15 protein-coding genes are annotated in these 18,406 nt (G+C 45.3%); 4 read left to right on the forward strand and 11 right to left on the reverse strand.

Annotation, left to right across the window (positions count from 1 at the left end):
• Positions 1-230: 230 nt before the first annotated feature.
• The 9 genes from D1614_RS02990 to D1614_RS03030 all read right to left on the reverse strand — a co-directional run bounded on the left by D1614_RS02990 (position 231) and on the right by D1614_RS03030 (position 11,948).
• A complete protein-coding gene (locus tag D1614_RS02990; RefSeq protein WP_119436411.1) occupies positions 231-1,904 on the reverse strand; it encodes a SusD/RagB family nutrient-binding outer membrane lipoprotein in 1,674 nt (557 codons plus the stop codon).
• Positions 1,905-1,931: 27 nt separating this feature from the next.
• Complete coding sequence (locus tag D1614_RS02995; protein WP_206609917.1) at positions 1,932-5,285, reverse strand: SusC/RagA family TonB-linked outer membrane protein; 3,354 nt, start codon at positions 5,283-5,285, stop codon at positions 1,932-1,934.
• A gap of 179 nt (positions 5,286-5,464) precedes the next feature.
• Positions 5,465-6,670 (reverse strand): FecR family protein, encoded by a 1,206-nt coding sequence (locus D1614_RS03000; protein ID WP_119436412.1) that lies wholly within the window; start codon positions 6,668-6,670, stop codon positions 5,465-5,467.
• Between the two features lie 58 nt (positions 6,671-6,728).
• Positions 6,729-7,334, reverse strand: a complete 606-nt coding sequence (locus D1614_RS03005; RefSeq protein WP_119436413.1) for an RNA polymerase sigma factor — start codon at positions 7,332-7,334, stop codon at positions 6,729-6,731.
• A 186-nt stretch (positions 7,335-7,520) separates the two neighbouring features.
• Positions 7,521-7,799 (reverse strand): DUF4834 family protein, encoded by a 279-nt coding sequence (locus D1614_RS03010; RefSeq protein ID WP_119436414.1) that lies wholly within the window; start codon positions 7,797-7,799, stop codon positions 7,521-7,523.
• A 6-nt stretch (positions 7,800-7,805) separates the two neighbouring features.
• Entirely contained in the window at positions 7,806-9,185 is a 1,380-nt protein-coding gene (locus tag D1614_RS03015) for a DUF5723 family protein (RefSeq protein WP_119436415.1), read from the reverse strand.
• Between the two features lie 104 nt (positions 9,186-9,289).
• Complete coding sequence (locus D1614_RS03020) at positions 9,290-9,997, reverse strand: head GIN domain-containing protein (RefSeq protein WP_119436416.1); 708 nt, start codon at positions 9,995-9,997, stop codon at positions 9,290-9,292.
• A gap of 68 nt (positions 9,998-10,065) precedes the next feature.
• Positions 10,066-10,779, reverse strand: a complete 714-nt coding sequence (locus D1614_RS03025; protein ID WP_162304391.1) for a head GIN domain-containing protein — start codon at positions 10,777-10,779, stop codon at positions 10,066-10,068.
• A gap of 674 nt (positions 10,780-11,453) precedes the next feature.
• Positions 11,454-11,948 carry a Spy/CpxP family protein refolding chaperone gene (locus D1614_RS03030; protein ID WP_119436418.1) on the reverse strand — a complete coding sequence of 165 codons (495 nt, stop codon included), beginning with the start codon at positions 11,946-11,948 and terminating at the stop codon, positions 11,454-11,456.
• A 282-nt stretch (positions 11,949-12,230) separates the two neighbouring features.
• Between D1614_RS03030 and D1614_RS03035 the strand changes: the two genes are divergently transcribed.
• The 3 genes from D1614_RS03035 (at position 12,231) to D1614_RS03045 (ending at position 15,478) form a co-directional block, all read left to right on the forward strand.
• Positions 12,231-13,898, forward strand: coding sequence for a S41 family peptidase (locus D1614_RS03035; protein ID WP_119436419.1), 1,668 nt, complete (start codon positions 12,231-12,233; stop codon positions 13,896-13,898).
• A 180-nt stretch (positions 13,899-14,078) separates the two neighbouring features.
• A complete protein-coding gene (locus D1614_RS03040; protein WP_119436420.1) occupies positions 14,079-15,017 on the forward strand; it encodes a mechanosensitive ion channel family protein in 939 nt (312 codons plus the stop codon).
• A 41-nt stretch (positions 15,018-15,058) separates the two neighbouring features.
• On the forward strand, positions 15,059-15,478 hold the full coding sequence (locus tag D1614_RS03045) for a nucleoside 2-deoxyribosyltransferase (RefSeq protein WP_119436421.1): 420 nt from the start codon (positions 15,059-15,061) through the stop codon (positions 15,476-15,478).
• 15 nt (positions 15,479-15,493) lie between these two features.
• On the opposite strand, the gene D1614_RS03050 is transcribed toward D1614_RS03045, so the two are convergent.
• A complete protein-coding gene (locus tag D1614_RS03050) occupies positions 15,494-16,660 on the reverse strand; it encodes a hypothetical protein (protein WP_119436422.1) in 1,167 nt (388 codons plus the stop codon).
• Between the two features lie 243 nt (positions 16,661-16,903).
• Between D1614_RS03050 and D1614_RS03055 the strand changes: the two genes are divergently transcribed.
• On the forward strand, positions 16,904-17,821 hold the full coding sequence (locus D1614_RS03055; RefSeq protein ID WP_119436423.1) for a sugar phosphate isomerase/epimerase family protein: 918 nt from the start codon (positions 16,904-16,906) through the stop codon (positions 17,819-17,821).
• Positions 17,822-17,969: 148 nt separating this feature from the next.
• Here D1614_RS03055 and D1614_RS03060 read toward each other — a convergent pair whose 3' ends face one another.
• A complete protein-coding gene (locus D1614_RS03060) occupies positions 17,970-18,308 on the reverse strand; it encodes a heavy-metal-associated domain-containing protein (protein ID WP_119436424.1) in 339 nt (112 codons plus the stop codon).
• Positions 18,309-18,406: the final 98 nt, after the last annotated feature.

Raw genomic sequence — 18,406 nt, forward strand, 5'->3', positions numbered from 1 at the left:
AATTCTGAATTGAAGCACAAATGTACACGATTTTTTTGATTTGGATCGAGAAGAGTTGAGGGTTCAAAGTTCGGGAAGGGAAGTTTTGAGGGGTAAATTGCTCTGAAGCTTTGAAAACCAGCAGGAATCGGCAGTGAAGCTACCGGCCGGATAGAAAAGAAAGGCGGTCTGTATGCAGACCGCCTTCACTTAAAAACAGAGTTACTAAACTCTCAGATTATGATTGCCATTTAATTGGCCGAAGTACAATAGTTTTTACCCAAATCCCACCAGATTTTTGTACTCACCTGGTCGGTGCCGCCGAGCAAGGTTAATGCTTTGTTGTATTCAACCTCGTTCAGGGTTTTTTCACTCTCGGGATATTCAACACGCTTGATGTAATTGGTCACGTCTTTTATATCCGTGCTGTGGCTGGGCCATATCAGTTCATTTCTGTCGAGCGCGACGTCGGTGCGGGGAAGGTTCAAGCGGCGCTTGTCGTTCCAGGCTTCCTGCGACATGTCGGGGAACAAGGCAATGTATTTCTGGGTAATAATTTTTTCCAACGCAGTGTTTCCTGCACCGGAAGTATCGTCGAAACGGGCACTTGTTCCGGCTATATTTTTTTCGGTAGATGAAAGATAGGCATCGGCTTTATCCGCAACGCCCCAGGTAGCAAAAGAAGCATTCACCCCTTTTTCATATTCTGTTTTTGCATCCAGCCCCGAAACAAAACCACGGAAGGCCGCTTCTGCTTTCAAAAAACAAACCTCTTCATACAGAAATAAATCATAAGGGCGAGCAGTTCTGACTGCCCCGTTGTTTTTCAGAAAACCCATTTCCGCAAAAACTACCGACCTGTATTTTGTTGGATCTAACTCGGGATGCTTGGTAATGTCCATGCCATCGGGCATTCCACGCCAGTCGCCATTTTCAAAGGCGGGGTCAAACATTTGGGTTCCGCGTGGGTCGACCATTGCGGGGTGGTTAGCCGAAAGGGCTTTCCCGCTTCGGTCGTTGGTTACTGAAGCAGGGAAGTCGATACCTCCGATACCCGACAACAGTTTCTCCATTGAAGAGCTCATGTTCAGCGGGCCTCCCCAGGTAATCTGGAACATGGTATAGTTGTAGTTTTGTCCCCACGAACCATCGGCTTTTGGCGGCAGTAAGGCATTGTCGGCCGGGCTTTCCATTACTCCGGCATTGATTGCTTTCTGTGCCTCGGCTTTGCAGGTAGTCGCATCCACTTCGGATAAACGCAAGGCCAAACGAAGGTGCAGAGAGTTACCAAAGCGGCGCCATTTCTCTACATCATTGTCAAAAATGATATCGTAGTTCTGGTTGCTGAAAATAGGATTATCACTGGCGGCAGACAACAAGGCATTGGCTTCTTCCAATTCAGCAAAGAATTCAGCATAAGCAGCCTCCGGAGAAATATAGGGCGGATTTTCCACTACTTCGCCGGAATAGCCCGGAAGAGGGATGGGGCCGAACCAATCGACTCCGACAGAAGCACACCATACGCGCCAGATTTTTGCTACGGCTTTTGCGTGGTTGAAAGCATCTCCCTGCTCTTCCTGCGCACGAAGCACCAGGTTGATGTTGGCAATGCTGTTTTGCACCCGGCGAAACATGCGGGAATTCCAGTCATCGTTCATGATGTAGTAACGGGTGGAAAAACTACCGCCGTCCAGCATTTGGGCGTAAAAATCGACCATGAGTGATTTTACCCGCTGCTCGTCATCTCCTTCAATGGCCGGAATTGTTGTGCGGAAAACTGAGCCCAGCGATGATTCAGAGAAGTTATAATTGACACTACTGTCTGGCTGGTTGGGGTTGACATTGGAGACCAGGTCGTCACACGCTGAAAAGGCCCCGGTCAATAATAAGCTTGCTATGAATAGTATTTTAAATCTTGTCTTCATTTTTCAAAGTTTTACAGGTTAGGTTAATTAAAACGAAACATTGATATTGAACCCAATACTGCGCATGGTTGGCATCGAGTTAAATTCAACCCCCATAACACTGTTGGCATTACTGAAACCGGCCTCCGGGTCAAAACCTTCGGTGGTACTGTAAATCATAAATAAGTTACGTGCAACTACACCCGCTTTCAGAGAGGTAAACGGAGTTCTCGCAAGTAATCTCTGCGGAACAGAGTAGGAGAAACTTAATTCGCGCAAACGAACGTTGGCAGCATCGTAAATAAAAGCTTCGTTTATGCCGCTAATGCCTTTCCAGTATTGCTCTGCATTGATTTCTACATCGTTGGGAGTTCCGTCTTGCTTGACTCCGTCCACCACCAGGTTTCCTTCGCGGTAATCCGAAGTCATGGCCAGGGTGCCGTGGTTGGTTCCGGTTTGAATGGATCCCATAAATACTTTGGCTCCGTATGACATGTCTACCAACCAACCCAGCGACAGGTTGTTGAGAGTTAAAGTGTTCGACCAGCTTAGCATGCCTTTGGGCTGAGTGTTCCCTAAGTTTTTCAACTCAGCCGCCTGAACAGGAACCCCACTGGCTCCGATAACAATATTCCCCTGGTTGTCGCGCTCATAAGCTGTACCGTAAATGTCGCCATAGGAGCCGCCTTCTTCCGCTACAATCTGGAACGGAAGACCGGTTCCTTCACTAAGAATTTGCCTCTTGGTTGTTTTGGTGAGGCTGATGATCTTGTTTTTATTGGTTGACCAGTTAATCAGCGTATTCCACTCGAAACCACGTGCCTTCACCAGTGTGGCGTTTAAAGCCAGCTCCCATCCCTGGTTTTGGATATTTCCGGCGTTCACCAGGTCGTAACTGTAACCCGTTGCCGGCGGAATGGCAATTCTCAGGATTTGATTGAAAGCATTCTTTTTATAGTACGAAACATCAATGCCTACTCGGTTTTGCCAGGCCCGTAATTCAAAACCGGCTTCTATTGAACGAACGGTTTCGTTTCTCAGGTTGGGGTTGGCGCGCCAGTTCTGACGGGTCACTTCCATCAAACCGTCTTTGATGTTGTAATCAAGTCCAAAAGTGTTGGCAAGCATGTACGGATCGGTGTCATTTCCCACTTCTGCCCACGAAGCACGCAGTTTCCCAAACGAGATAGGTTTCAGGTCTATTCCCTGTTGTCCGAGGGTTTCAGAAAATACCCAACTTCCACTGACGGAAGGGTACCAGTAATTGTTTTTATCCGATGGCAGGGTAGAGGACCAGTCGCCGCGTAAACTCAGGTCAAGATAAAGAGCATTCAGGTACGAAAGCGATGCTGTTCCGTACAGCGAGTTTATTTGCTTTTCTGAGGTGGAGTAAAAGGCCTGGTGTTCGCGGCCTGCCGAGATAGTGTAGAAATCGGGAATTTCGAGGGCACCCGACCAGTTTACATCTTCTGTAGCTTCGCGTTTCATTACGTTACCACCCACGGTGGCGCTCAGCCCAAGATCTCCAAAGCTTTTGTCGGCTGTTAAAAGCCAGTCCGAGTTGATTTCCTTGAACGTTTGTTGTGTGGTGCGGTACGAACCTTCTACTTCCCAATATGGATTGCCGGTTGCGCGAGTCAGGTCGTAAAAGAAGGAATAGTTATCCATCCCTGTTCGCAATTTTAATTTTAGCCAATCGGTAAGCGAAAGATTCAGGGCGATCATCCCGATGTAACGGTCGCGTTTATCGCTGTTGCGGTTTTTTTCTGTCATCCAGAAAACGTTGTCTGGCGAAGCGTTGTGATCGAGCACATAGGCTGCCGGTTTTCCATCGGCCCGTTTCCAATCGGTGGCGCGGTAGGCTTCGTAGTCAGAAAATGAAACACTTCGCGGACGGTAGAGGTTGTCCATGAAAATGTTGTTGGGGTCGCGTGCCAGCGAGATACGGTTTTTGGTGTTTTGGTTGATGTAGTTAATTTTTGACTCTGCTGTGATCCATTCTGCCAATTTTGCTGTGGCGCTGAAATTTACAGTGGTGCGGTCCATTCCGCTGTTCGGAACAACGGCTTTGTTATCGAGCCGGGTTACCGAAAAACGGTAGGTCAGGTTTTCATTGGCTTTTGACAGTTCAACGCTGTTTGTCCAGCTGGTACCTGTTTGCAGAAAGTCTTTGTATAAATCGTTTTGACGGGCCGCATAAGGAAAACTGCCCAAAGCCATTTCAACTGTCTTCCCATCCATTTTCGGGCCCCAGCTACCTACCTGGTTATTGTCGAAAACGCCGTTAACTCCTTGTCCGTATTCGTTTTGGAAGGAGGGAACCTGCATCGGGTTTTCAAAGGTAAAATTGGAACTGAATGAAATGCCAAGTCCTCTGGAGCTGCTACCGCTTTTGGTAGTTACGAGTACAACCCCGTTTCCTGCGCGGCTGCCGTATAAGGCTGCTGCCGCTCCGCCTTTCAGGATGGAAATGCTTTCAATATCATCGGGAGAAATGTCTCCCAAACCGGATCCTTTGTCGATGGAACTGTTTCCCCAGTAGTCGGCTGGTGAGCTGGCAAAATTATCGATCGGAATACCATCCACCACAATCAAAGGCTGGTTGTTTCCGGCAATCGAATTATTCCCGCGGATCACGATTCTGGTTGAACCTCCAACCCCGGTACCGTTCTGCCTGATTTGAACACCTGCAATTTTACCCGCCAGGGCATTGGCCACGTTTGCATCGCGCGCTTCGGTGAGGGCATCGCCGCTAACATCCTGCACTGCATATCCCAAAGCTTTTCTTTGTTTTTTTATTCCCAGTGCAGTTACCACTACTTCTTCCACATCCATTAAGTCAGATTCGAGGGCGATGTTTATCGTTGTTTGTCCGGTAATGGCTACTTCCTGGCTTTTCATTCCTACAAACGAAAAAACCAATGTGCCGTCTTCCGGAATGCCGGGAAGCGAATAGTTCCCGTCAGGATCGGAAGTGGTACCGATGGTAGTGCCTTTCACTACAACGGAGGCTCCGGGCAGCGGATTTCCGTCGGCATCCGTTATCTTTCCTCTTATCTCTTTTTGTTGTGGCTGCTCGATAGGATCGGGAGCAGCACCAGGTTCTACTTCTCTTGCTTTCAAAAGCACTTGTCTGTCCAGGATTTCATAATCCACTTCGGTGAGTTCGCAGAAGGCTTTGATAACGTCTTCAACTTTTGTGTCAGAAAAGTAAACCGAAATCTTTTGCGAGAAATCAAAAATGTCGTCTTTGTACAAAAACACGCAGTTTGATTGGGCTTCAATCATGCTGATGGTTTCCCGAATGTCAGCATTGTTGAGATGAAAGCTTAGTCTTGCCTGTGAGAAACTATTCCCGAAGGTGACTAGTCCCAGAAATAGCAAAATCACTGTTAGTTTCATTTTTCTAAATTTCAGTTTAAGTTCCCTGTTTCCGGAGAACTCAATAGTTCGCTTTTTTTTCATAAATTTGATTTGTTAAATGAGTATTTGTAATATTTAACACACTTAAATTTAGACTGGTAGGTGGTGCAACACCTGCCAGTCTTGTTTATGTCATATGTATTCCTCCTTCTTTTTTATCATTCTTTGTTTCTTATCTCATACCGGTTCCCTTCTGTTTTTACAATATCAACCGAAGCCGTTCGGGAGATGCGGGCAATAAGCTCGTCCTGACTTTCCTGTAATTCCAGTTTTCCGGAGATGAGGATGTCTTTCAAGGGCAAATCGCTGTAGCTGAAACGTATGTTGTAATACCGCTCTACTTTGCTTAGCACATGAAATAAATCTGAACTTTCAAATTTCAGGATCTGGTCTTTCCACGACACATAGTTTTCCACATCAACAAACCGGAGGGTGGATTCGCTGGTACGTTTGTCGAAGCTTGCCAGCTGGTTGGGGACAAGCTCTGTTTTCTTTTCGAATAAGCCCGATTTATTTTTTTGAAGAACAACCTTTCCTTCGGTCAGCACGGTTTCAATAATGTTGTCGGACGGATAAGCCGACACATTAAAATGTGTTCCCAGTACTTCCACCGAGAGGTCGCTGGTTTTAACGATGAACGGGTGCTCCGGGTCGTGACTGACTTCGAAAAAAGCTTCACCGCTTAAAAAAACCTGTCGTTTGGAGCCGGTAAATTGCTCGGGGTAAACCAGCCTTGTTCCGGCGTTGAGGTACACTTTGGTGCCATCGGCCAACAGAATCTCCGAGTTTTTACCATACGGAATAATCAGCTGGTTGAGTGCTTCCTGTTGAGGTGCTTTGGATGTTGGGACACTTTTAATCGTGTCCTGGTTTACAACCAAAAGCCCGTCGTTGGAGTAGGCAACGGTCGATTTGTCTTTTTCAAGGTCAATGCTTTCGCCGGTATAGCGTATCAGTTTTGCGTCGCCTTCAGAAACGGTTTCGTTTAGTTCCTCAGCAAACAGTAAATCGTCAGGTTGATTATCGCGTTGGTAAAACAGAATCGCACCAAGTGCGAAAAAAACAATGGCAATTGCAGCATACCTCACCACATGAGAGTGGAATAGATGCAGGACGCGGGATTTTTCACGACGCTCGATTTTGTGCAGCACAGCCGAAAATAAGTCAAGCTTCTCCTTCTCTGTTATTTCTTTTCGCTTTGATTTAAACTGAAGTAAAACGCTTTTGGCTTCATCGATGTTTTTTCGTTCGCGCTTATTGGCCCGCTCGTAATAATCTGTCCATCGTTTCTCCAATTCTTCCGTTGGGGCGAAAATCCACTGGATAAAACTTTCGTCGTCAATGTATTGGCTAATCCTTTTCACTCGTATTTTTTAATGAGTACATACTAAAGGACCGGAAAGCGTATTACATAGACATTTTTTATTGCTTTTTTTTGAAAAAAGTCAGCAACACAATGGAACCCTGTGTTTTCAATATCTTCTTAATGGTTTTAATGGCGCGGTATACAAGGGTTCTGGCAGACTCAACAGAGATGTCAAGAATTTTTGCAATTTCTTCGTACGGAAGGGTTTCGTCGAAACGAAGGTAAACGGCTTCTTTTTGCTTGGCGGGTAATTTTAACAGGGCATTTTTGATTTTCTCTTCCAGTTCTTTCTCCGATTCTTTCTTGATAGTCTGGTATTCCGGGTTGGTTTCGGGTTCCGAGTAAAAATCATCTTCTTCGTTGTTGACCTGCTGTTTCCTTTCTGCCTGGAGTTTGCGGATTAGGTTTCTTTTCAAGGCCAGCAGAAGGTAGAATTTTATGCTGTGAGACTTTTGAATGGACTTTCTCTTAATATAGAAATCATAAAAAACTTCCTGGATGGCATCTTTTACCGAGGATTCGTCGGGATGTAATTTGCTGCCGTATTGAAAAAGGCCGTCAATGTTGTCCTCGTAAATAAGAGCAAAGGCTTTCTTATCTCCATCTATAAAACGTTCCCACAACGATTGCCAATGTTCGCTATTCTCAACTAATGCGTTCAAGTTTGTTTTGTTAGTTTAATGCATTGAATATAACTAAACTAAGCTAACAATAACAATAAACGCTGAATAAATATTTGGAATGAAGGAATATTCCATTTTACAAATCTTCCTGTGTGTGATATGGGAGAAACTACAGTGTGCAGAAAATTTTTTTACTGAATCATTTACCCGATGCTGATGGGTCTGTTAGTCCACTTCTTCAAAATCAACATATTCGCCTTCGCTGCCGTTGTTTCTTTTCTGTTGGTTGGGGTTTCCTTCAATGGTAACTTCTCCTTCGTTGCGGCGCTGCCGTTGCTGGCTGCGTTGCTGCTCCTGCATTTTTTGCTGCATATTTTTAACGCCTTTGTCAATCAACATAGGCAGAATGTAGCGCGACACAAAGCGGATCGCAAAGTAAATCAATGCAATAATGAATAAAGTGCGCAGGAAGTTCACCAGGAACAACGGTATGAATAAGGTCATGTTCTTCTAATTTTGAAAGGTGGAAAATAAAAAATTCACTCCAAAAGACAAATTTAAGCTTTTTGCGGAGGAGGGTTTTACAAGTCCGGTAATATTATTTGTGCTCAGGAAATATTGGGCTCGGCGACCCGTGTAACTGGCACCGATTCCAGGTAGTATTTTTTTTGTTTTGTAAAGACTGACAGTTCCCGCCAGGTTCCAGCGTTCGCCCAGCCCGGTATGGTAAAAGGCTGTGAGGTAATTGTAAGATCTGTCGGGGTAACTCGTGAGTTGGTTGGAAACACCTGCCTCCGAGGTTTTGCTTAGTCGCGTTTTTATCCCGGCAATCATTTTTAGCGGAAGCTTTTGTATGACTCGTTTTGTTACCGGTTCCCCGCTAACTATGTAGGGCGTTCTGTCGGAAAAATCCTGTAGGGCCAGTTTGGGTTCCTTGTAATTGATCGGTGAATCAGGATTGTTTGATTGGTACAATTCTTCCTGAGCATAACGAAGCGGGCCAATAAACTCAACATCATAAGCACGGTGTTTAAAACCCAGGTATCCAAGGTCGAGCAGCGAAACTGCCACTTCGGTTTTTTTGTTGATGCGGTAAGTAAGTCCCAGGTCAATGGCCGGGCTTAGGTTGTGAAAATTGAAAAAATAATCGCCCGGCTGTGGATTGGGACGGATTAAAGTAGCCTGTTCTTCTTCCTTGTAGGTTACGTCAATCGGGCCGGCAAGGGTGTAAGTTCCCCGCGGAGTAACCAACAGTTGTTGCTGTTCGGTATCGGTTTCCACTTCCACATTCAGGTCCGAAACATCGTAATAGAAACGGGCAAACAGAAGCTTGGGTCGAATGCCGATGGTGAGCCCGTCCCATATTTGGCTGGAATATCCAAAAGCCACTTCGCGGTATTGAAAGGCTTTGAACGACAGTGGCCCAAAGACTTCTTTTTCGCTGTTGTAATAGGGAAGTAGTCCCTGGTCTATAAAGTGCAGGATGTGGTGGTCGAAGTTAGAGGTAGCAACGGTTTTTTCGGAAACAGAAAAGCTGAAGTTTTGCAATCCTTGCCGTTTGCTGATGTAAAAAACAGGGACCGTGGCCGTTGGGAAAGCATCGCCGGGTTCTCCCAGTTCGTTGAAAAAACGGTCGAAGCTGTATGAAAAGCGCTTGGCAAAAATATAGTCGGGGGCGAAATTGGCTTTCCAGTCAAGGGTTAAGCCCGACAGAAAAGGCAAACCAATCACGATTCGCTCGTCTTCGTTTTGATAGGCGGGGTTGGTGTTGCCCGACTGGCTGACACTCCGGATAAACTGAAGTGCATTCCCTTCCTGCGACCACAAAGTGATTGATCCGGAAAGAAGAAGGGTGACAACAAAAAAGATTCGTTTAAGCGCTTTGTACATACCAGTTAAAATGCAAGCGCAAAATAAGTTATTATCTTCAAAACGACGGATGAAGTCACAAAAAAAGGCGGGTATTCCGCCTTTCAGTATCGTTATTCTTTTGATTATCGTTGGCGAACGTCGCCGCCGCTCGATTCATCAATGTCTTTTGTTGCAGGTTTTCCGTAGTAAACAATATCGGCACCGCTACTGGCTTTGGCATGAATTTCTTCGGTGACGGTTAGGCTAATGTCGGAACCACTGCTGGCTTTGGCATGGCAAACCACCGATTCCAGGTCGCTGGCATCGATGTCGCTTCCGCTGCTGGCTTCGGCGGTCAGGTATTTTACTTTTCCGCTGAGTCGTGCATCGGAACCACTGCTGGTATCGATCGAGAAATTCTTCACATGCAAAGCCAGTTTTACATCGCTTCCGCTGCTGGCTTTTACTTCCAGTTGATCACCCTCCAGTGTATTCTCTGTTTCCACGTCCGATCCTGAAGAAGCATCCAGGGCAACCAGCTCTTTTACACTTACATAGGCTTTGCGTGTTTTATTGCCACTCCAGTTAAACCAGCTGTTGTTTTGTTTCATGTAAATGTGCAACACACCGTTTTTTACTTCGGTTTTGATGTTGTCAATAATGTCATTCTCGGCAACAATTTTTACCGATTCTTCATTTCCCATCGACAGGTAAAGGTCTATTCCTGTTGATACTTTAATGGCATTGAAATCCCTGACATTTCGGTTTTGAGTTTCGTCGCTGGCCAATACTGTTCCCACTCCTGTAAAAGCGATCATAATCAGGAGTAGCATGCTTGTTAATGTTTTCATATTCGAATTGTTTGTTTTGCTTTTTGTTTAGGTAATGACGCCGGGTTAAAAGGAAAGTTACACTTTACTTAATTTTTTATGACATTTCCGCCCGATGATTTGCTTATCTCTGTTTGAGAAGGATTGCCCGCATAGAAAATATTTCCGCCGCTGCTGGCTTTTCCGCTGAAGCTCTGGTCAACCAAAGTCCAGATGTTTGACCCGCTGCTTACTTTAATTTCGGCCTTGTCGGTTTTCAGGTCTCCGGCTTTGATGTTCGATCCCGCACTGGCCGTCGCATGCAGTTTATCGGTAGCTCCCTTTAGCCAGATGTTCGATCCGGCGCTGGCCGAAACAATTATTTTGGCGGCTTTTACTTCGAGATTAATATTGCTGCCTGCCGATGCTTTTACGTCCAGCTCGTTAGCGCGGATACCCGACTCGGTAAACACATTGCTCCCGGCACTTGCTTTAACCGTTTCCAAATCGGGCAGGGTGACATAAACTGCTTTTGATTTGGACTTCCGGATGTTGGCCTTGCTGCTAACAAGCAAAACACCGTTGTCCACTTGTGTTTCAATAAATTCATGCAGGTTTTCATCGGCCTTTACCATTACGCGAAAGTCATCACCCTGTGTTATGTAAACGTTCATTCCTCTGCCGGCTTTGATTCCGTCAAAATCGTCTGTCTTACGTTCTTCTTCAGTAACATTTCCATCTCCTTTGACAGAAGGAGACAGCATACACGAGTGCATGGAGACAGTGAGGATGAAGAGGCTCAGGATTAAGATTTTTTGCTTCATAATTTTGCTGTTTTTGTTTGGCTTATTTTCCTTAAAGTTAGGTGAAACACTTTCGGAGCAGGGAATTAAATCGTTGAACATAGGAATTTTGTCGGTAAAACTTTTTGAACGGCGGTTTTCAGCTGGTGAAAACAAAACAACCACAATCGAGGCCAATCACCCACGGAAGTTAATAGTAGTATATGAAAATTAATAATTTTTGGGCTGATTTACCCTCACTCCTGTCTCTCTCTTCCTGACTATCCTCTATACATATCTTTTCCCTGGATTTGAAGAAAATACGAATGATTTTTAATAAGAAACATGGAATAAAAAGAATAAGAAATCAGAAAATTTTTGGCTTAACTTATTCAGTTCTTGACACCTTTTTATTGGCTATTCCTTATTTTCTAGCTTTTTTAAAATTCATATTTGTGTATAAAGGGTAGCTTCCAGGAAGGGAAAGACGATTAGCTACCAAAACGATGGAGGCTTGCGAAGTATTGATTTTAATTTGCATTTAAGCTACGGCTAGTCATCCCTGCCTACTGCAGGCAGGCTTCCTTGCTTGCTTGCTTGCTTGCTGGGAAGGATAAGGGGATGGGTACCAATAAAATTTGAAGTTATAGATTGGCTTTCAACAAAAAAGGCTGACCTGACAAGTCAACCTTTCCTGTTTGTATTTTCCGGATGTTTTACCCTGCATGCTGGCGGGGGGCTTTCCGGTCTCCGAAGCCTTTGCCGCGTTTTTCCATCATCCGGCCTTTCATGGCATCAAACTTTAGCAACTGCTCTTCGGTAAGCAGCGAGCGGATTTGCTGATGTTGTTTGGCCATAATTTTCTGAATCTCGGCTTTTACCCCCGTCATTTTGTCGATGTTGCTGTAAATGGCATTTAAATCAGCTTTGTCGGCTGTGGTTAATGTTTGCTGACGGGCTTCCAGTTCGCCCAGTTCGTTGCGAAGCGGTTTTACCTGTTTGGCTGTTTCCAAACGAATGGCTTTCACCTGTTCCTGTTGCTCTTCGGTGAAAAAATGGTTCACGCGTTCGGCCATGCGTTCGTGGCGCGGCATCAATGCTTCGCGCTGTGCACGTTCACCTCTTTTGCCTTCCGGCTTTTGTTGTGCAATTGCCATTGACGATACGGCCAGTACCGTGATCAGTGTCAATGTTAAGAATCTGATTTTCATAGCTTTTATTTTAAATGATTGAATTCAACCCTTTGGACATGTTTTTACTTTTCCGGTTTAATTCCGGCGATAAAATTTTTGGCGAAATTATTTCGGAGAGTTGACTAATCTGCTGGCTGACAGTGTTTGTTGTAGGAGTGAAAGCGGGATGGCACCACAAGGTTTTAATATAAATTAACGTAATGGAAATCGGATTTGGTTAACTTATTTGAGGTAAGAATTGTTACTTTTGACGGTCATTGTTGAGTTGTAACTCAAATTATTTCAGAAAGGAAGGAAAAAATGAAGAAGAAAATTTGGATAGGAGTGTTGCTGGTCGTGGTGATGGGTGCCATGGTTTTGGGCTTCACCCGCGACGAGAAAAATTTTGAAATTGCCAAGAACCTGGATATCTACCATACCCTTTTCAGGGAACTGAACATGTTTTATGTGGATGATATCGACCCCGATAAACTGGTAAAAACCAGTATCGACGACATGTTGATGTCGCTGGATCCTTATACCAACTATATTTCGGAAGACCAGATCGAGGATTTTCGGTTTATGACTACCGGGGAATACGCCGGAATTGGGGCTTTAATCGGACAGCAGAACGGTAAAATTGTTATCTCGGAGCCTTACGAAGGTTTTCCGGCGCAAAAATCAGGGTTAAAAGCCGGTGACATTATTCTTGAAGTCTCGGGAAAAGAGACCAAGGAAATGAATACCGAAGACGTAAGTAATTTATTGAAAGGCCCGGCCAATCAGCCGGTGACAATCAAGTTGCAGCGCCCTGGAGATAAAAAGCCTTTTACGGTTGACGTGGTACGCGAGAAAATATCGATTAACGCAGTGCCTTATTACGGAATGCTGGATAATCGTACCGGCTATATTCGGCTTACGCAGTTTACCGCCGATTGCAGCAAAGATGTTCAGAAAGCTTTTCTTGAGCTGAAAAAGAACAATCCCGATGCTTTGGTGCTCGATCTTCGCGGAAACCCCGGAGGCTTGCTGATGGAAGCGGTGAACATTGTTAACTTTTTTGTGCCCAAGGGCGAGGAAATTGTTAGCACCCGCGGAAAGGTAAAACAGTGGGACAAAACCTATAGCGCGACTTCTGCGCCGCTTGATACAACCATTAAAATTGCAGTATTGGTTAACCGGGGATCGGCTTCCGCATCCGAAATTGTAGCCGGCGCCATCCAGGACCTCGACCGTGGTATTGTGGTAGGTACCCGCACTTTTGGAAAAGGCCTGGTGCAAACCACCCGCGACCTAAGTTACAACACGAAACTGAAAGTGACCACTGCAAAATACTATATTCCGAGCGGGCGTTGTATCCAGGCGCTCGATTATTCGCACCGGAACGAAGATGGGAGTGTGGGCCACATTCCTGATTCGCTGATTACCGAATTCAGCACCAAGCACGGCCGCAAGGTTTTTGATGGCGGAGGTGTGGTACCCGATCTGAAAATTGAAGGCGACCAGCTAAGTACACTGGCCATTGAACTGGTTACCCGTTTCAAGGTGTTTGATTTTGCTACGAAATATTCGAACGAGAATGCGTCGATCCCTCAACCCGAAGATTTTGTGATCAACGACGAAATTTACAATCAGTTTGTAGATTATGTGGAAAACAGTGATTTTAAATACGATTCGGAATCGCAGGAAGAATTTAAAACGCTGATGGAAACGGCCAAAAGGGAAAAGTACTACGGTTTGGCAGAGGCAGAATTTGAAGCGCTGAAAGCAAAACTGGAGCCCAATCTGGATAAAGACCTGAAAGAGTTCAGGAAAGAAATAAGCGAGTTGCTCGAAGACGAGATTGTTTCGCGCTACTACTATCAGAAAGGGGCCATTCGTGCGGCTATTAACGACGACGACGGCATCAAAAAAGCCGTGGATGCCCTTCATTCTGAAACCGCTTACGCGGGCTACTTTGCCCCGGGAACGGTAATTACCAGGAACTAATTTTTTGAATCAGATAAGAGAAGGAGGTCGGGAGGCCTCCTTTTTGCTTGCAACCATTTCGAAGTTTAGCTGTTAGGAAATAAGCGGCCAATTCAACTGATTCCCTCGAATTTATTAATTTACGGAAGAATAACAGGATGTTTATTTCTGTTGCTGAAGACAAATCAAAATCATCTTGCCATGCAAAAACTGAAAAAATTCATCGTCCCCTTTTTGTTGTTTACCTCGGCGGTATTTGTAAAATACTTTCTTGAAAAATATGAATTGGTGGATGATCAATGGTTCCGTTTTTTTGATAAAACCGGTTCTATTTTAATGATCGTCAGCGTTGCCTGGCTGATAATCGTTTTTCTTAGAACCAGCAAGCGCGCGTTTCTGGAAAAGTACGATACCTCGAAAACAGACAACCTGCGATCGAGAAAATTTCACACGCAGTTCAATATCATGGAGAGTATCATTATTGCACTGGTGGTGATCATTGCCATTGGGAGTATTTTGATGTTGTTTGATGAGGTGAAGCGTTTGGGAATAAGTCTTTTTGCTTCGGCGGGCGTGGCCGGTATTATTATTGGTTTTGCCGCGCAAAAGCTGATTGGCGCTGTGCTGGCCGGTCTTCAGATTGCCATTACGCAACCCATCCGGCTCGACGATGTGGTGGTGATAGAAGGAGAGTGGGGAAGGATTGAGGAGATCACCCTGACCTATGTGGTGGTGCACATTTGGGACCAGCGGCGGCTGATTGTTCCTTCCACCTATTTCTTTGAAAAGCCCTTTCAGAACTGGACACGTACCTCTGCCGAAATTTTGGGAACGGTTTTTATTTATACCGATTACCAGGTATCGTTTGAGGCGCTTCGGAATGAATTGACCCGTTTGCTGGAATCAAGCCCGCTGTGGAATAAAAAAGTAAATGTGTTGCAGGTAACCGATGCCAAAACAAACGGGGTGGAGATTCGCGCACTGATGAGTGCAAAAGACTCGTCAACAGCCTGGGATTTGAGGGTGTTCATCCGCGAGAAACTGATTGAATTTCTTCAGAAGAAATACCCTGAAAGCCTGCCGAGAACCCGGATTCAGCTTGAAAACAATACCACGGAAAAATCGCAAAGCGAGAATTAAAATCTCCGTACCAGTTACTCAATACTAAAATCAATTTTGAAATGAAAATCTATTTTGCCGGATCGATCCGGGGAGGCCGCGAAGATGCCGCCTTGTATTTGCAGATCATTGAACACCTGAAAAATTACGGGGAAGTGCTGACCGAACATGTGGGAGATCCAGCGCTAACCAGCGCCGGAGATGATGGCCCTACCGACCGGTATATCCATGACCGGGACGTGGAGTGGCTGTTGCAGTCGGATGTGTTGGTGGCCGAAGTGACGGCCGTTTCGATGGGCGTTGGTTACGAAATAGGGCGCGCAGTGGCAGTGGGCAAAAAAGTGTTGTGCCTTTTTCGCCCGGATGCCGGAAAAAATCTGTCGGCGATGGTTGCCGGTTGTTCCGGAATTAAGCTGGTGCAATACACTTCGCTTTCCGAGGCCCAATCAGCCATTGATCAGTTCTGGGAAGAAAATGCCTGATTGAAACCAGCCTTGTTACATGGCTGAAAACTTGGCGATCCATCCATCGCTTCTCGGGGTGAGGTTTTCGTTCATCCCGGGACCGATTACGACAAATCCGCCATCTTTGGTATTGAGTATTTTGCAGGCCCTGGCGTACTTCATGTCGAGTAAAAGTTCGTTCAGTACCTGGCCGTTTCCATCTATTTCCATCAGCCAGGGGCCAATGGTTCCCGTAAATGATGTGACTTTGGTTCCTGCAACAACAAAATGGCCATCGGGGCGAATGGCAATGGCATTTCCTCCTTCCGAACCTTCGGCGTCGAAATTCTTTGACCATTTTACTTTGCCGTTGCAGTCCACTTTTTTCAGGATGAGGTCGAAGTCAAAAATCGGGTATTCGTCGTTGATGTCGTTCAAGCAATTGCCGCCCCAGCCAACCAGCATAAAACAACTGTCGGGGGAGCAGCAAACACATTCTGTCCATTCTTTGCTTTTGGGGGCTTCCATGCGGCTTGTCCAGGTGGCATTTCCTTCGCTGTCGGTCCGGATCACGATCATATCGCAATCGTTTTTTGACTTCCCGGCCACTTGGCCTCCCAACACAAAACCACCGTCAGGCAGTTGTTTTATCGTTGAAAAACAACCGTTTGATGTTTGATTAAAGGTTCTTTCCCACTTTATTTCACCGCTTGCATTTAATTTGGCCAGCCACAGTTGTGCGTTGTCGGCGTCGGTGCCTTTGGCGCCTGCCACTACCCATTCATCTTCGTTGATCACCGCGAGGTCGGCACCTTTGTAGTACATTCCGTTCAAGGTAGTTCGTGTTATTTCATTTCCACTCTTGTCGGTTTTCAGAATAAGAACCTGCGATTGGTTGTTCTGATTTTTTTGGGCCAGAATGATCAGTTTGTCTTCTCCGGTACTTACTATTTTCCCGGGAAGTTCACTTTCATCCGATTCATAGATTCGGCTCCAGATGAGATCACCTGCTTCGCTGTAAAACAAGAGACTCAGTTTTGAGGTATTGCCGCCAACCGCCCCCAGTACCGCGAAACCACCTAAAGGGATTTCAGTTACATCTGCAAAATAGTCTTGTTTTGGGTTACCGGATACTTTTTCCCATTCGGCATTCCAGGTTTGCGCTGTTGTACAAAATGCAGTTAAAACAAGCGCGAGTAGTAGAGAGAATAATGGTTTCATCAGTCAAGCTATTGGTTTTAATTGTATTGATTTTGTGCTTATACGGTTTTGGAAAAAACAAGTTATGTTCAGTGAGCGATAAAAATGAATAAAGAGTTGTCAGCCCGTGTTTAACCACTATAAATGTTTAAGGCGGATGATGGTTTATTAAATGGGCGAAATGGTGAAAAGGAACTTTTTGTATCTTCGGCACTTACGATTTCAGTAAACCTTATAATTTGTAAAATACCAACTTTAAAACCTATGAAGAAAAGAGATTTTTTAAAAAGTCTGGGATTGCTGACTGCCGGCGGAGTGGTTAGCGGAGTCATTAATCCGGCGTCAGCAGCGTCGTTGATAAGCAGCCCGGCACCTAAAAAACAAATCGGATTACAGATTTATTCGCTGGGTAAGGAACTGACCGAAGACGTTCCGAACGGGCTGAAGAAAATAGCCAAAATTGGCTACAGTAGCATTGAACTGGCGGGTTACAGAAACCGTCAGATGGGTGATTATTCGCTGGCTGAATACCGGAAACTTGCCGAAGACGCCGGGCTGAAAATTAACAGTTCGCATGTTAATCCGCCTGTTCGGAAATATTCCAGGGAAAACGTAGGCGAGATTGCCGATTTCTGGAAACAAACCGTTGAAGACCATGTGACGCTGGGTGTGAAAACACTGGTACAACCCGGAATGCCGACGGTTGAATCGCACGACGATGCAGCGCTTGTTTGCGAAGTATTTAACAGCGCCGGAGAAATTGCAAAAGCTGCCGGAATTAAATGGGGATACCACAACCACAGCGGAGAGTTTGAACGCATTTCAAAAGCGGGTGATAACCCAAAACAAGGCGATGTTATTTACGATTTGATGCTGGATGGCACCGATCCATCGCTGGTTTTCTTTGAAATGGATGTTTACTGGACGGTTATGGGACGGAACGATCCTTTGGAATATTTTGCCAAGTATCCGAACAGGTTCCCTGTCCTTCATATTAAAGACCGGAAAGTTTTGGGACAATCGGGGATGATGAATTTTGAGAACATTTTTACCAAGGCCTACGAAAACGGTCTGGAAGCCTTTTATGTGGAACTGGAAGGCCTGCGTCAGGGCGACAAAACGCAGTTTGACGGGGTTAAAGAATGTTTCGACTTCCTCAACAATTCCAGGTTTGTGAAATAGGAGGTGATTCACTTTACAAGTATAAAGGAACGGATGCAGCTTTTGTATCCGTTCCTTTTTGCCTGAGATTTTCGCAATAACTACCCGCAAAAAGGGTACATCGAATTTAGTCGATGCACCCTTGCAATGATCTCTAAGCCTTTTGACTCTATTTCTCTCTGTCGTACCGGCAGCACTCAGGCAATTGGCCATAAGCTTCGTCGGTAGCTTTAAAATTGGGCGTATCATTTCCGGCTTTTGCGATGGCCTTTTCGATGTTTTCAAGTGTGGTTTTTTCATCGTCGAAGGCAACTGTCAGTTCTTTGGTTTCTACATCCCAGTCGGCTGAAACAACTCCTTCCACTGCCTTTGTAGTGGTTTCGATGTGGGTTTTACATTCTTCGCAATCACCTCCTTTTACTTTTACCTTTTCTGTTTTCTCGCCTGCAAAAACGGTACCTACACTCAACATAAACAAAACGGCTAAACTCAAAACTTTTGCTCTCATAGCTTTAAAATTTTTAATTAATAATTGATACTTACTGGCTTCTTCTCACTCTGCATGTAGATAGATTGCCATGCTTCTTAAAGAGGCAAAGGAGGTGC

Origin of the sequence: Maribellus luteus (assembly GCF_003576475.1) — a bacterium.
Taxonomy (GTDB): Bacteria; Bacteroidota; Bacteroidia; order Bacteroidales; family Prolixibacteraceae; genus Draconibacterium; species Draconibacterium luteum.